12 protein-coding genes and 1 pseudogene are annotated in these 15,229 nt (G+C 64.7%); 8 read left to right on the plus strand and 5 right to left on the minus strand.

Features of this window, described 5'->3' with window-relative positions:
* Positions 1–149 precede the first annotated feature (149 nt).
* From EVC45_RS23065 to EVC45_RS23090, 6 genes are all read left to right on the plus strand, one after another.
* Positions 150–1,289, plus strand: a complete 1,140-nt coding sequence (locus tag EVC45_RS23065) for an ABC transporter ATP-binding protein (protein ID WP_129960551.1) — start codon at positions 150–152, stop codon at positions 1,287–1,289.
* Between the two features lie 119 nt (positions 1,290–1,408).
* A complete protein-coding gene (locus tag EVC45_RS23070; protein WP_129960552.1) occupies positions 1,409–2,662 on the plus strand; it encodes an ABC transporter substrate-binding protein in 1,254 nt (417 codons plus the stop codon).
* A gap of 115 nt (positions 2,663–2,777) precedes the next feature.
* Entirely contained in the window at positions 2,778–3,683 is a 906-nt protein-coding gene (locus tag EVC45_RS23075) for a carbohydrate ABC transporter permease (protein ID WP_129960553.1), read from the plus strand.
* A 312-nt stretch (positions 3,684–3,995) separates the two neighbouring features.
* Positions 3,996–4,847 (plus strand): carbohydrate ABC transporter permease, encoded by an 852-nt coding sequence (locus tag EVC45_RS23080; RefSeq protein ID WP_129960554.1) that lies wholly within the window; start codon positions 3,996–3,998, stop codon positions 4,845–4,847.
* A 60-nt stretch (positions 4,848–4,907) separates the two neighbouring features.
* Positions 4,908–6,872 carry a beta-galactosidase gene (locus EVC45_RS23085; protein ID WP_129960555.1) on the plus strand — a complete coding sequence of 655 codons (1,965 nt, stop codon included), beginning with the start codon at positions 4,908–4,910 and terminating at the stop codon, positions 6,870–6,872.
* A gap of 156 nt (positions 6,873–7,028) precedes the next feature.
* Entirely contained in the window at positions 7,029–8,219 is a 1,191-nt protein-coding gene (locus EVC45_RS23090) for an arabinogalactan endo-1,4-beta-galactosidase (RefSeq protein ID WP_129960556.1), read from the plus strand.
* 73 nt (positions 8,220–8,292) lie between these two features.
* Here EVC45_RS23090 and EVC45_RS23095 read toward each other — a convergent pair whose 3' ends face one another.
* Together EVC45_RS23095 and EVC45_RS23100 are read right to left on the minus strand one after the other, a co-directional pair.
* On the minus strand, positions 8,293–8,625 hold the full coding sequence (locus tag EVC45_RS23095; RefSeq protein WP_129960557.1) for a hypothetical protein: 333 nt from the start codon (positions 8,623–8,625) through the stop codon (positions 8,293–8,295).
* Positions 8,626–8,789: 164 nt separating this feature from the next.
* Positions 8,790–9,242: an Lrp/AsnC family transcriptional regulator gene (locus EVC45_RS23100; RefSeq protein ID WP_129960566.1), complete on the minus strand. Its 453-nt coding sequence runs from the start codon at positions 9,240–9,242 to the stop codon at positions 8,790–8,792.
* Between the two features lie 116 nt (positions 9,243–9,358).
* On the opposite strand from EVC45_RS23100, the gene EVC45_RS23105 reads away from it, so the two are divergent.
* Positions 9,359–9,982 (plus strand): LysE family translocator, encoded by a 624-nt coding sequence (locus EVC45_RS23105; protein WP_129960558.1) that lies wholly within the window; start codon positions 9,359–9,361, stop codon positions 9,980–9,982.
* A gap of 121 nt (positions 9,983–10,103) precedes the next feature.
* On the opposite strand, the gene EVC45_RS23110 is transcribed toward EVC45_RS23105, so the two are convergent.
* From EVC45_RS23110 to prpR, 3 genes are all read right to left on the minus strand, one after another.
* The gene (locus tag EVC45_RS23110; protein WP_129960559.1) at positions 10,104–11,462 is read right to left on the minus strand and encodes an MFS transporter; all 1,359 of its coding nucleotides are present in this window, start codon (positions 11,460–11,462) and stop codon (positions 10,104–10,106) included.
* A 301-nt stretch (positions 11,463–11,763) separates the two neighbouring features.
* The gene (locus EVC45_RS23115) at positions 11,764–12,750 is read right to left on the minus strand and encodes a M14 family metallopeptidase (RefSeq protein ID WP_129960560.1); all 987 of its coding nucleotides are present in this window, start codon (positions 12,748–12,750) and stop codon (positions 11,764–11,766) included.
* 154 nt (positions 12,751–12,904) lie between these two features.
* Positions 12,905–14,863, minus strand: coding sequence for a propionate catabolism operon regulatory protein PrpR (gene prpR / locus EVC45_RS23120; protein ID WP_129960561.1), 1,959 nt, complete (start codon positions 14,861–14,863; stop codon positions 12,905–12,907).
* Positions 14,864–15,101: 238 nt separating this feature from the next.
* Here prpR and EVC45_RS23125 point away from each other — a divergent pair.
* Positions 15,102–15,229: pseudogene (locus tag EVC45_RS23125) on the plus strand (2-methylcitrate synthase); the annotation flags it as partial.

The raw sequence follows: 15,229 nt of genomic DNA on the forward strand, positions 1-15,229 counted from the left end.
CATTGCTAACTTTCTCGGAAACGTAACGGAGACACCCACCATGACTTTTTCCGTCAAACTCGAATTTAAGCGATTAAATGCCGCCCGCACAAGAGCCGGGCGTTTTATTTCGGCGAAAATTTAAGCGGTTAAATCAAGGTGGAGACAGCATGGCGACGATTCGTTTGAGCGATGTGCAAAAGGCCTACGGCGACCATCCGCCGGTGATCCGGCGCGTGAATCTGGAGATCGCGCAGCATGAGTTCTGCGTGTTCCTGGGACCGTCGGGCTGCGGCAAGTCGACCTTACTCCGGATGATCGCTGGTCTCGAAGACTTGAGCGAAGGCGAGCTGCATATCGGCGGGCGACTCGTCAACGACGTGCCGGCCGCCGAACGCGGTGTCGCGATGGTGTTCCAGAGCTACGCGCTGTTTCCGCACATGACCGTGTTCGACAACATGGCGTTCGGTCTGAAGCTCGCGAAGCAGCCGAAGGACGTAATCGAGCGCAAGGTGCGCGAAGCCGCGCGGATTCTGCAACTGGATAGCCTGCTCGATCGCCATCCGAAAGCGCTGTCGGGCGGCCAGCGGCAGCGCGTCGCGATCGGCCGCGCGATCGTGCGCGAGCCGGGCGTGTTTCTGTTCGACGAGCCGCTGTCGAATCTCGATGCCGCGCTGCGCGGCCAGACGCGCGTCGAGATCGCGCGTCTGCATCAGCGCTTCGCGAACGCGAGCGTGGTCTACGTGACGCACGATCAGGTCGAAGCGATGACGCTCGCCGATCGCATCGTGCTGCTCCATGCGGGTGCGGATGCCGAACGCTTCGGCAGCATCGCGCAGAGCGGTGCGCCGCTCGAGCTATATCACCACCCGAAGTCGCGCTTCGTCGCGGGCTTTATCGGCTCGCCGCGCATGAACTTCTTCGATGCGAGCGTCGAGTCGATCGAGCCGGGGCGCGTGACGGTGGCACTGGCGGCCGGTGCGGAAAAGCTCGTCGCGCACGTCGATTGTGAACGACTGCAACGCGGCCAGCGCGTCACGCTCGGCGTGCGACCCGAGCATCTGCGGCTCGACGGCGACGAGCAGTTCATTCAGTGCGCGACCGTGCTATCGGAACGGCTCGGCGAGCACAGCTATATCCACGCGGACCACGCGGGCGGAACGTTGATCGCGAAGGCGCCCGGCGATACGCCGCTCGGCGCGGGCGAACGCCTGCGCGTTCACGTGCCGCCCGCTGCCTGTCATCTGTTCGACGAACAGGGACTCGCGCTGCGGCGTAGCACGTTCGAACCGGAACACGCGGCCGCCTGATCGAACCTCGACGACGGACCCCGGACCGAATGGTTCGTCTTACTGAATTCCGCCATAGAGCGGGTTACATCGCCGGCCACGCTGCGTAGCCGGTCAACAAGGTAGACAAGGAGACATAGATGATTGCTCTTCGCCTTCGCCGTCTTGCACAGGTGTCGATCGCCGCCGCCGTGGTGGCGGGCGCGCTCGGCAGCGCCGTGGTCGACGCGGCCACGCTGAACGTCAACGTATCGGCGCGCGGTAATCAGCGCTCGACCTGGCAGGACGCATTCGATCAGTTCAAGAAAGCCAATCCCGACATCGATCTGAAAGTCACCTACGTGACCGAGGAAGCGTACAAGGTGCAAATGGGCGGCTGGCTCGCCACCGATCCGCCTGACATCGTGTCATGGCACGACGGCGAGCGGATGGCCTACTACGCGCAACGCGGTCTGCTCGAAGATCTGAGTTCGGACTGGGCGAAGAACGGCTGGTCGCAGCAGTACGCGTCGGTCAAGGAAGCTTCGACTTACAAGGGCAAGCAGTATGCGGCGCCGCTCGGTTATGACGCGTACGGCTTCTTCTATCGCAAGGATCTGTTCGAGAAGGCCGGCATCAAGAGCGAGCCGAAGACGTGGGACGAACTGCTCGAAGCGAACAAAAAGCTGAAGGCGATCGGCGTCGCGCCGATCGCGGTGGCCGCGCGCGATAGCTGGACGCTGGCCGCCTGGTTCGACTATCTCGACCTGCGCATCAACGGCAACGAGTTCCATCAGAAGCTGATGGCCGGCGAGATTCCGTACACCGATCCGCGCGTGAAGAAGGTCTACACGACGTGGAAGGTGCTGCTCGACAATCACGACTTCATCGAAAACGCGCTGTCGTACGACGTCGATTCGATCGGGCCGATCCTGAACAACGGCAAGGCCGCGATGATGCTGATGGGCACCTTCTTCTCGGCGAGCTTCCCGCCGTCGATCAAGGATCAGATCGACTTCTTCCGTTTCCCGGTGATCGACCCGAACGTGCCAATGGCCGAGGACGGTCCCGTCAACGTGCTGCTGATTCCGGCGAAGGCGAAGAACAAGGCCGACGCGCGCAAGCTGCTCGCGTTCATGGAGACGCCGAAGATCAACGCCGAACTCGCGAAAGGCTGGGGCCAGTTGCCGTCGAACAGCCAGGCCGCTCCGCCTGAAGATTCGATCTCGAAGGTCGGCTTCCAGACGCTAGCGAACACGAAGGGCGGCATCGCGCAGTTCTACGATCGCGACATGCAGAAGGAAATGGCCGACGAAGGCATGAAGGCCATGCAGCAGTTCTACAGCGATCCGTCGCAACTCGACAGCGTGCTCGCTCATCTCGAAGCGACCCGCAAGCGCATCTACCAGAAGTAAGTCCCGCCGCGCCGGCCGCCTGAGCGCGGCCGGCTTGCGGGTCCCGCTTCCGGGGCCCGCGTTTGGGTCCCGCTTTTGGGTCAATCCCGCCTTCGATTTCCGACGAGGCCGTTCCATGTCTCATACCGCAGCGCGCCGCCTGCCCGCGGCGCGGCACCGTCGCGTCTCGACGACGCGCCGTCATCAGCATCGCGCCGCGTTTTTCTTTCTGCTGCCGGGCTGTGCGTTGTTCGCGCTGTGCGTGATCTATCCGATCATCAGCAGCATTTCGCTGAGCTTCTACAACTGGGACGGCATGACGCCGAAGACCTTCGCGGGTCTCGCCAATTACGTCGAGCTGTTCCAGTCCGATACGTTCTATACGGCGCTGAAGAACAACCTGATCTGGCTCGCGCTGTTTCTGCTCGCGCCGCCTCTCGGTCTGCTGTTCGCGCTGTATCTGAACCAGCACGTGCGCGGCATGCGCATCGTGAAGTCGCTGTTTTTCGCCCCGTTCGTGCTGTCGGGCGTCGTGGTCGGCCTCGTGTTCAGCTGGTTCTACGATCCGACGTTCGGGCTGCTGCGGTTGATTGTAGGTCACGGCATTCCGGTGCTCGGCGATCCGCACACGGCCACGTTCGGCATCATCTTCGCCGCGCTGTGGCCGCAGGCACCGTTCTGCATGATCCTGTATCTGACCGGACTCACCGGCATCAATCCCGAAGTGGTCGAGGCCGCGCGCATGGAAGGCGCGAAAGGATTGCGTTTGCTGTGGCACGTGATCCTGCCGCAACTGCGGCCCGCCACTTTCATGGCGGTGGTGCTGACCGTGATCGGCGCACTGCGCAGCTTCGATCTGATCGCGGTGATGAGCGGCGGCGGTCCGTTCGACAGTTCCACCGTGCTCGCTTATTTCATGTACGACCAGGCGATCAAGTACTACCGCGAAGGTTATTCCGCGGCGATTGCGGTCGTGCTGTTCGCGATCATGCTCGTCTATATCGTGTTCCATCTGCGCCGCATGCTGCGCGAGGAACGCTGATTCTCTGAACGCTAGGGTCTGTTTACATATGGAACGCACGTGCGAATGCCCGCTATCGGGCGCAGGGCAAGGAGTAAGGAGCGCTGCGTGGCCGCGCCACGTGAGCGACGCGCGACGCCGCCATGCGCCCGATAGCGGGCATTCCCCTGGAATGAAATCAAGAACTGGGGTTGCCGCGAGAAGGGCCGCTCGCTGCGTCACGCTCCTTGCGAATACGTTGAGTATTCGCGGCGTCGCAATCCTTGCGAGCGGCCCTTCTCGCGGCAACGCACGTGCGTTCCATATGTAAACAGACCCTAGGAGTAACCGGTCATGTATCCGCTTCCCGTCGAACGCTGGAAACCGCTGAATCGCACGCTTTACAAAGCCTCGCTGCCGCTCGCGCTGTTCATCTGGCTGCTGCCGATGCTCGCCGTGCTGCTGACCTCGATCCGCTCGACGGACGAGTTGTCGCGGGGCGACTACTGGACCTGGCCGAAACATTTCGCGCTGCTGGAGAACTACGGCACCGCGCTCACGCAAACGCCGATGCTGCATTACTTCGCCAACAGTGTGCTGATCACGGTGCCGTCGGTGCTCGGCGCGATCGTGCTGGCGTCGATGGCGGGCTTCGCGTTGGCGACCTATCGCTTTCCGGGCAACACGGCGGTGCTGTTCGCGTTCGTCGCCGGCAATTTCGTGCCGATCCAGATCCTGATGATTCCGGTGCGCGACATGGCGCTGAAGTTCGGCCTGTTCAATACCGTCTGGGCGCTGGTGATCTTTCACGTGTCGTTCCAGACCGGCTTTTGCACCTTGTTTCTGCGCAACTTCATCAAGCAGCTGCCGTTCGAGATGATCGAGGCCGCGCGCGTCGAAGGCGCGGGCGAGTGGACGATCTATCTGCGCATCGTGCTGCCGCTGATCCGCCCCGCGCTCGCCGCGCTCGCGATCCTCGTGTTCACGTTCGTGTGGAACGACTACTTCTGGGCGCTGTGCCTGACGCAAGGCGACGATGTCGCGCCGATCACGGTGGGCGTCGCCTCGCTGAAGGGGCAATGGACGACCGCGTGGAACCTGGTCGCAGCGGGCTCGGTACTGGCCGCGCTGCCTTCGGTGCTGATGTTCTTCGCGATGCAAAGGCATTTCGTCGCCGGGCTCACGTTCGGCGCGAGCAAGGGCTGAACGGCGCTTGAAACACGATTGAAACGACGGCTCGACGTCAACTCACCACGAGACTTTCACATGCAACTTGGTGTCTGCTACTACCCGGAACAATGGCCGCGCACGATGTGGGCCGACGATGCGCAACGTATGGTCGAACTCGGCATCACGCATGTGCGGATCGCCGAATTCGCGTGGAGCCGCATGGAGCCGCGCGCCGGCGAATACGACTGGCAATGGCTCGACGAAGCCGTCGAGACGCTCGCCAAAGCGGGGCTGAAACTCGTGCTCGGCACGCCGACCGCGTCGCCGCCGAAGTGGCTCGTCGACGCGCATCCGGACGTGTTGCCGGTACGCGCGGACGGCACGCGCTGGAATTTCGGCTCGCGGCGACACTACGATATTTCGAGCGACACGTACCGGCGCGAATGCGTGCGCATCGTCAGCGCGATGGCGAAGCGCTATGGGCGGCATGCGTCGATCGTCGCGTGGCAGACCGATAACGAACTCGGCTGCCACGACACGGTGCCGAGCTATTCGGCCGCGGCGTTGCAGCGCTTTCACGCGTGGCTGCAGCGGCGCTACGCAACGATCGGCGGGTTGAACGATGCGTGGGGCAACGTGTTCTGGAGCATGGAGTACCCGTCGTTCGACGCGATCGGCCTGCCGACGCTGACGCCCACCGACGCCAATCCGATCCATCTGCTCGACTTCCGCCGCTTCATGTCCGACGAGGTGGCGAGCTTTCATCGCGAGCAGATCGACGTGTTGCGCGAGCATGCGCCGAACGCGGATCTGCTGCACAACTTCATGGGTTTTTTCACGACCTTCGATCACTATCGTTTCGCCGCCGACAACGCGATCGACGTCGCCGCATGGGACAGCTATCCGATCGCGCGCACCGAATCGATCGCGGTGCCGCAGGAGCAGAAGGCGCGCTTCGCGCGGACCGGGCATCCCGATGTGTCCGCGTTCGATCATGACCGCTACCGGGGCATTGGCGGCGGCCGCTTCTGGGTGATGGAGCAGCAGGCCGGGCCGGTGAACTGGGCGTCGTGGAATCCGGTGCCGGCGCCGGGCATGGTACGGCTGTGGGCCTACGAGGCGTTCGCGCATGGCGCGGAACTGGTGTCGTATTTCCGCTGGCGCCAATGCCCGTATGCGCAGGAGCAGATGCATTCCGGGCTCAGTCTGCCGAACAACGAACTGTCGCCGGGCGGTCTCGAGGTGCAACGGGCCGCGCGTGAAATCGCGGGCAGCACGGCGCTGTCGACGCTTGCGGCGCCGGCGCGCGCGGCCACCGCGCTGGTATTCGACTACGAGACGCAGTGGATGTTCGAGATCCAGCGTCACGGCAAGGGCTTCGACTATCAGACGCTCGCGTTCGACTACTACGAGTCGCTGCGCGAACTCGGTCTCGATGTCGATATCGTGTCGAGCCGGGCGGATCTGTCGGGCTACCAACTGGTCGTGGTGCCGAGTATCGCGGTGATCGACACCGAGCTCGTCGAACAGATCGCGCGTTCGAACGCGCAATGGGTATTCGGCCCGCGCAGCGGCTCGAAAACCGATGCGTTCGCAATCCCCGGCAATCTCGCGCCCGGCGCGTTGCAGCGCGTGCTGCCGATCCAGGTACTCGAAGTCGAATCACTGCGCTCGACGCTTGCGCCCGCGCTGTCGATCGACGGCACCGAGGGTCACGCGCTGCACTGGCGCGAGCACGTACGCGCCAATGGCGAGACGCGCATTGCCGCGCGCTTCTACGACGCGTGGCCCGCGCTGCTGACGCACGGCAACGTGCGCTATGTGGCCGGATGGCTGTCGCACGACCTGCATCGCACGCTGTTGCGGCAGGCGGCGCACGACGCGAGCCTCGATACGCAGGTGCTCGCCGACGGACTGCGGCTGCGCCGCCGCGGCGGCCTGACCTTCGCATTCAATTTCGGCGCGCAACCGGTACAGGCGCCGGCCCCGCGCAATGCGACGTTCGTGCTCGGCGAGCCGCGCCTGAATACCGGCGACGTTTGCGTGTGGAAAGACGCGTGACGCGGTGTGTTTCGACGTCAGGAACGCAACAAAGGAGGAAGCGGTAACAGCAGTCTGAAACTCGCAGTTCGAAACTCGAAGGTTGCAGCACGGACGCATCAAACCAGGACCAGGCGGCCCGACAAGAGCCGCCATTCAATCGATGGAGGATGACGGATGAACCGAAGAGAAATGCTGGGATGGCTCGCGGGCGCCGCTGCGGCGGCGGGTGTCGGCGCGACGGTGGGCGCGCCCGCTATTGCCGCCGAGCGTGGGCAGTTCCCCGGAAACGCTGGCGCGCAGAATGCTGCCGGGCTTGCGAACCGCTTCGCGATGGGCGCGGACGTCTCGACGTTGCTCGAACTCGAAGCGAACGGCGCGAAGTACTACGAACATGGCGAGGCACACGACTGTCTGCAGATTCTGAAGCGTCACGGCGTCGATTCGATCCGTATCAAGGTGTGGAACGATCCTGGCAATCCCGACTTCTTTCCGGCCAATCAGAGTCCCGCGGCCGGCTGGAACAATGCCGAGCACGTGCGCGTCCTCGCGCGCCGCGCCGCCGCGCTCGGCCTGCGCATCCTGATCGACTTCCACTACAGCGACTGGTGGGCCGATCCGGGCAAGCAGTACCCGCCGCACGACTGGGCCGGCAAGGACATCACCGAGACCTGCGCGCTGCTGTCGGCGTATACGTCGAATGTGTTGCGGATGCTCGAGCGCGACGGCGTGCATCCCGAGTGGGTGCAGATCGGCAACGAGATCACCGGCGGCATGCTGTGGCCGCTTGGCAAGTACGACCAGCTCGATAACCTCGCAGCGTTGCTGAAGGCCGGGCACGACGCGGTCAAATCGGTCGACGGGCGCATCAAGGTGATGCTGCATATCGACAGCGGCGGCAATAACGCGACGAGCCGCTGGTGGTTCGACGCCATGACGCAGCGTGGCGTCACGTTCGACGTGATCGGCCTGTCGTACTACCCGCAATGGCAGGGCTCGTTCAGCGACCTGCAGGGCAACGTGAACGATCTCGCGACGCGCTACGACAAGGACGTGATCGTCGTCGAGACCGCCTATCCGTGGACGACCAGCGACGGCGATTCGGAACCGGACTCGATGACCAACGTCGGCACCTCGACCTACCCGCAGACGCCCGCGGGCCAGGCGCAGTTCCTCGGCGCGGTGACCGATATCGTGAAAGCGATCCCCGACGGACACGGCAAGGGCGTGTTCTGGTGGGAGCCCGAGTGGATTCCGACGCCGAACGTCGGCTGGAAAGTCGGCGCCGGCGATCAGTGGGACAACAACACGCTGTTCGATTTCCACGGCAATGCGTTGTCGTCGCTGGATGCGTTCCGGCGGCGCTAGCGCATGGCGCCTGGCGCATCGCGTGTGACGCGCGGCTGAAGGCGCAGCGCAACGGGCGCGGGACATGCCGGCATCACTTTGCCGGCGCTGCCTGCCCGTTGTGCTGGTTCGCGCAGTCCGACGTGATCGCCATGCTCGCCTGATCGGGCGTCATGTGCGGCGCGTTCGGGCTGTAGATCTTTTCAATGATCGCGTCGACGGCGGCGCGGTCGGCCGGGTCTTTGTAGTAATGGGCGGCCTGATCGAGCGCCTGAGCTTTGGTCTTCTTGTGGGCGCGCCACGACGCGACCTGGCCGGCGATATCGCCGAGCGCGAAGCATTGACCGCTGACGGTCTGCGCGACGGCCTGGGCGGCCGGCTGTGCGATGCACAGCGCGGCGAGCGCGGATACGACTACGCGTTTCATTACCGGAATCCTGAGATGGGACGGCGGCGGCGCGGAAGCGGCGATGGTCGCCGGGCCGGGCCGCGCGCGGAAAAATTGTTGCGTAGTGTATCGGGAAGTGGCCGGGGGCGCTTTTTACCGCGGTGGATCACAATGCCGCAGGCCAACCGTGCGACGCCGATGCGTCACAATGGCAGCGGCCGGTCCTCGAAAATGCTTTTCATCACGAGCGTCGACGACAGTCGCAGCACGCAGGGGAGCGTCAGCAGATAGCGATCGTAAAGGATCTGGAACGCCTTCAGGTCGCGCGTGACGACGTGCAGCATGTAGTCGGGATCGCCGAACAGGCGCTCCGCGCGGGTGATCTCCGGGATGTCCGGCAGCGCGCGTTCGAAAGACTCGATGTTCTGGCTACTGCCCTCACGCAACGTCGCAAACACGATCGCCGAGAAGTTCAGACCGATCGTGGCCGGATCGATAACGGCGCGATAGCCGCTGATGACCCTGGCCTTTTCCAGCGCACGCAGGCGCCGCTGGCACGGCGACAGGCTCAGGCCGATCCGCTCGCTGAGTTCAGTGACGGTAAGTCGGCCATCCTGCTGTAATTCAGCAAGAATCTTGCGATCAATTTCATCCATACGAAAAATTCTAGCGCAGGCTGCTCTGCAGCGGCAAGAAAGAGGGAGCACCTTCGACACTCAACTCCGTAACATTCCCTCCATTCAGATCATGTTCATCGGGGAGGAAGAAGGGTGTGGAAGCGAGTCTGTTGACGGCCTTTTGGCTCGTGTCGTTTTCGCTGGTGCTGGTGCCCGGCGCGGACTGGGCGTACGCGATCTCGGCCGGATTGCGCGAGCGGGCGATCGCGCCCGCCATCGCGGGCATGTTGTCCGGCTATCTGGCGATCACCGTGGTGGTGGCGGCGGGCGTCGGCGCGCTGGTCGCCAGGGTGCCGGCGGTATTGGCCGTGCTGACGTTCGTCGGAGCGGGCTATCTGCTGTGGATCGGTGGCAATATTCTTGCTCGCCCCGCGGTGCCGACGGTGGCGGCCGAACGCGCACCCGATGCCGCGTTGGACTGGTCCATCCGCGGCTTCGCGGTGAGCGGCCTCAATCCCAAAGCGCTGCTGCTGTTTCTCGCGCTGCTGCCGCAATTCACGCGTGCCACCGAGGCGTGGTCGATTCCAGTGCAGATCGGCGCGTTGGGCCTGCTGCACATGGCCAATTGCGCGGTGGTTTATTCGGTCGTCGGACTCGGCTCGAAGGTGGTTCTGCGCACGCGTCCGAGCGTCGCGCGCAGGGTCAGCCAGGTTTCAGGCGCGGCGATGGTCGTGATTGCCGTGCTTCTCTGTGTCGAGCAACTGCTCGCGTTCAGGTAAGCGCGAGATCCCACGCGTTCAGTCAAATAAAAAAGCCGCCCTGCGAATCGCAGGGCGGCTTTCGGGTCGCTACATGCTCGAACCGTTACCGGTTCGCTAGCGGGCACATTTCATTGCACGCTCAATGGCCGAACGACTCCGTCTTCGACGCACCGGCTTGCGCCGCTTGCGGCCGGGCCGCCTGCTTGATCAGCAGCGCGACGCACGACAGCAGACCCGCCACCGCGATCGTCGCGAAGATGCCGCCGAACGAAAAGTGACGGCGCGTCAGTTCGGCCACGAGGAACGAGCCCGCGATGCCGCCGAAGCGGCCGACGCCGAGCATCCACGCGACGCCCGAGCCGCGGCCCACGGTCGGGTAGAACGCGGCGGCGAGCGCTGGCATCGACGATTGCGCGGTGTTCATCAGCACGCCGGCGATGAACACGATCGCCACGAGCGCGCCGACGTTGCCGGCCGCCTGGCCAATGAAGTACACGCTGACGGCGGTCAGTGCATAGCAGACCGCGATGACGCGGTTCGCGTTGAAGCGGTCCATCAGCACGCCGGCCAGCACCGCGCCGACGCCGCCGAGCGGGAACAGCGCGGAGATCAGCGTCGCGCGTTGCGGCGTGAGACCGGCGTCCTTCAGCAGGATCGGCATCCAGTTGATCGATGCGTAGAAGATCACGAGGCCCATGAAGTACGCGAGCCACAGCATCACCGAACCGACGATGTACGAGCGCGACAGTACGACGCCGAGACCCTTGCCGCCGGTTTGCGGCGCGGTTTCGGTCATCGTGAAACCGGCGGCCTGCACCGCGTCGCCGGAAATGCGCGCGAGGGCGGCGCGAATCCGCTCGGCCGGCTTGTTGTTCGCAACCATGTAGCGGACCGACTCGGGCATTTTGGTGACCAGCAGCACCAACAGCACCAGCGGCGTGACGCCGCCGAGGATCAGCACGCTGCGCCAACCCACGTGAGGAATCATCCATGCGGCGAGGAAACCGCCGAAGGCTGCGCCGAGCGGGAAGCCGCAAAACATCAGGTTGATCACCGTGGCGCGGCGGTTGTCAGGGCAGTACTCGCCCATCATCGTGACCGCGTTCGGCATCGCGGCGCCGAGGCCGACGCCGGTGATGAAGCGCAGGATGGTCAACTGGTCGATGCCGGTCGAGAATGCCGACGCGAGGCAGGCGAGGCCGAACAGCAGCACCGAGCCGACCAGCATCGAGCGACGTCCGAGGCGGTCGGACAGCGGACCCGAGCCGAGCGCGCCGCAGGCGAGGCCGAATAGCGCGGCGCTCAGCACCGGCGCGAGCGCGGGCTTGTCGATGCCCCATTCGGTGATCAGCGAAGGTGCGATAAAGCCGATCGCCGCAGTGTCGAAACCGTCCAGCAGGACGATGACGAAGCACATGAAAAAGATCAGCCACTGGAACGGCGAAAACGGATGCTCGTTGATGAAGGTTTGAACGTTCACAGCGGGGCTGCGGTTCATGATGGTCTCCTGACGGCGAAAGGCCCGAACGACGAGCTATTCTTCTTTAAGACTGTACGCCGTCTGGCAACGGCGCACGATGCCTGTGCGGGGCCAATTGGCCGTGCTTCGGCAATGAATCATACCCGGACGGATCGGCTTGACGGAACCGCGTCGGGCGAGCGGATTTGTTCGCTTATAGAACGGTGATTCTTTACACGAACGCGCGCAACTGTAAGGAATGAAATCGAACGGGTCAACGGGGGAATACCCGAGCTGCGCCGTGGTGGGCGCGCCCGCGGATTCGAACCATTGCAAACCGTCAACCCGTCACGCCAGGATTAGCCACCGTCCGCTCGATTCGCCCCAGCCGCACGACCGTGACACCGGGTCGCAACTGCCGCAGCGACGGCATCACGAGCATGCAGTTGTCGTAGGGCGTGCGCACCGCTTCGCCGTTCGACCAGCCGATCACGGCGCCCGCCTCGGCGAAAACCTCGAGGCCTGTGTACGCGGCGGCGAAGCTGAAGTCCATGCTGGTCGCGACGACCGGCTGCGTCACCCGCACGATGTTCTGCTCGGGCGGCAACGGCGCGAGCCACCCCGGCGGCAGATCCGTCTCGTCGATCACGCCGGCCAGCAGCAGGAAGCGCGCGGTCGTATCGCGCGCGACCGCCACCGCACCGCGCTCCCAATGCTGGCCGCATTCGATCAGCAGCGCGTTCTTCGGGCTCGCGGCATCGCCGAATCCTTCGTAGTCGCGCATGCGGCGGCCTTCGGGATGCCCTTCGTCGCAGATCACCGTGGCGGGCGTGCCGAGCCGCACCGCGAGGTCGATGCCTTTTTCCAGCGGTCCCGCGACGATCAGCGGCTTGCAGCGTTCGTGCATCGAATGCAGGTCGAGCAGCGCGTCGACGGTGTCGACGACCGGGCGCATCGCACGCGCGCGCTTCAGTTCGCTCGACGTGCGCGACGTGTCGTCGAGCACCGCCGCGGTCCATACGCGATTGAAGTCCTGATCGACGAAGCGCGCGGCATCCGGATTCGCGGGATCGAAGCGCCGGTACGCGGCGACGTTCGCGAACGACAGCGTGAGCTGCCCGCGCCGCGGCCGCAGCGCGCGGCGCAGCAGTTCGTCGACGACGATCGCGCCGCACACTTCGTTGCCGTGCGTGAGCGCGTTGATCATCACGTGCGGGCCGGGCACACCCGAATCGAACGTGTGGACGTAGGCAATGCCCGATGACGATTGCTCATGCTGCGCGATATCGGGGAATTCGACTTCGATCGGATAGGCTTCTCTGCTCATAGCGGCATCCTTGGTGAATGGCATCGATAGTCTTTTCGTAAGACATTGTTGTGCTCAGCGCCTTGCGGAAAAGATAGTAAATGTTCTGCCGATATGTGCCTGGAAAAGCCATTGCCGCCCGGCGCATCGTTCATCTCACGCCAGATTCGGTGGTCTACCGTCCTGCATTCAGCTTGCGCCACAACGTCGTCTTGCTGATGCCCAATGCGGCGCAAGCGGCATCGCGATCGCCTTCGTGAGCCGCGAGCACCGCTCGGATTTCGTCGGCCTCGACATGACGGCTGCGCTCGCGCAGCGTCAGCGCCGCCGGCTTCGCACGCGCGGCGGGCTCGACGATTTCCGGCGCGATCGCGCGCAGCATGTCGCGCGTGACGAGCGCGGCGCTTGCATCCGTATCCGCATCGCTATCCGCGAGTTCAACCACGATCCGCTCGATCACGTTCTGCAACTCGCGCACATTGCCGGGCCACGCATAGCGCCGCAACGCCGCGCCCAAACCATCGAGCATGTGCGCGGCGGTCTGCGCGTCGGGCACGCGCGCCGCCAGCCGCGGCTCGCGCGCGGCCGACTGGCGCAATAGTTCGGCGGCGAGCGGCAGCAGGTCGTTCGGCCGCTCGCGCAGCGGCGGTAGCGCGATGCTGAGGATGTTGAGCCGGTAGTACAGATCGGCGCGGAAACTGCCGGCCGCGACGGCGTCGGTCAGCGCGCGATGCGTCGCCGCGACGACGCGGATATCGACGCGCATCGGCTCCGTCGACCCGAGCCGCACCACCTCGCGCTCCTGCAACACGCGCAACAGGCGGCTCTGCAACGGCAACGGCATCTCGCCGATCTCGTCGAGAAACAGCGTGCCGCGATGCGCGACCTCGATCAGCCCCGCCTTGCCGCCCTTGCGCGCGCCGGTGAACGCGCCTTCCTCGTAGCCGAACAGCTCGCTTTCGAGCAGCGCCTCCGGAAACGCGCCGCAATTGATCGCGACGAACGCGAAGTCGCGCCGCGCGCTCAGCTGATGCATGCTCTGCGCGACCATCTCCTTGCCGGTGCCGCTCTCGCCGAGAATCAGCACGGTCGCGTCCGACCTCGCATAACGCGCGACGAGCGCGCGCACCCGCTCGATCGATTCCGACGCGCCGACGATATCGTCGAGCCGGTAGCGCGCGGTGAACTGCTGTACCCGTTGACGCGCGCGCAGCGTGCGATCGAGCCGCTCGACCGCGCGCGATTCCTGAAACGTCAGCACGGTGCCCGGCGCCGCACCGCTGCTTGCGAGCGGCCCGCGATGCACGACATAGCTCGCGCCGCGCACCGTGCAGAAGCTGTCGCCCTCCGCGTCCGGCAGACTGCCCGCCAGGTCGGGCGCGAGTTCGAGCAGCGCGCGGCCGACGGCCTTCGCGGCATCGATGCCGAGCACGCTCGCGAGCCGCTGGTTCATCAGTTCGACGCGGCCTTGCGCATCGAGCGCGACCACGCCGTCGCGCAGATGCTGCAGCAGCGTGTCGAGCCGCTGACGCCGTACGGTTTCGCGGCGCGTCGCCTGCGCGACTTCGAGCGCGGTGTCGAAGCCGGCGCGCACCGACGCGCGCGAGTACAGAAACACCGCGTCCATACCTGCGTTGGCGGCGAGATCGGTCACGAGGCCAGGGCCGACCACGACGTCGATGCCGCGATCGCTGAGATCGAGCACGACGCTCTCGGCGTCCTGCGCGGACTGATACGACGCGAACGTGACGTCGAGCGCGTACGCGGCGGCGAAGCGGCGCACTTCGTCGGGCGTGTCGCCGTGCGTGACGAGCGCGACGCGCGCGCCTTCGCGACGCGCGCGCGCGAGCGCATGCATCACGTCGTAGCCGGTCGGGCTGATGCGCACGACCGGCACCGACACGCGCGTCTTCAGATAGGCGCCGTTCGAGCCGCCAGCGAGCACGACGTCGGGACGCGCGGCGCCCGCACCTTCGATTTCGCGCACCGCGTCTTCGAAGGCGTGCGACACGATGCGAACATCCGCGCGGTCCACATATTCGCCGGCGATATCGAAGAACAGATCGCGCAGGCGGCTGATGCTGAGCGCCCAGACGCGCGGACGCTGCGGCGGTTCGTAAAGAGGCGTGCTCAAGGCGGGTGGCTCGCGGCGGGTTGGTTCGGAATCTACATTATGCGAGCATTCATTGCCAATTTGAAATTCGCAGTTTCATTAATGAAATCGAGCGTGCGGCGGGCCGCTTGAATCGTTTCGCCAGACCACCGCCAAATCAGGCACTTAGCCGGCGGCGCGCGGGCTGGCCCGTTCTTTGCGTACAAGGCAGCCCAGTCGAATCAATGGCCCATATTCCAACCCTTTCCGGAGACAATCCATGAGCGAAGCAGACAACAGCACGCCGAACGCAGGCGCATTCAAGCCGAAGAAATCCGTCGCGCTGTCCGGCGTGACCGCGGGCAACACCGCGCTGTGCACGGTCGGCAAGACCGGCAACGATCTGCA

It is taken from the genome of Paraburkholderia sp. UYCP14C, assembly GCF_004197395.1.
Taxonomy (GTDB): Bacteria; Pseudomonadota; Gammaproteobacteria; order Burkholderiales; family Burkholderiaceae; genus Paraburkholderia.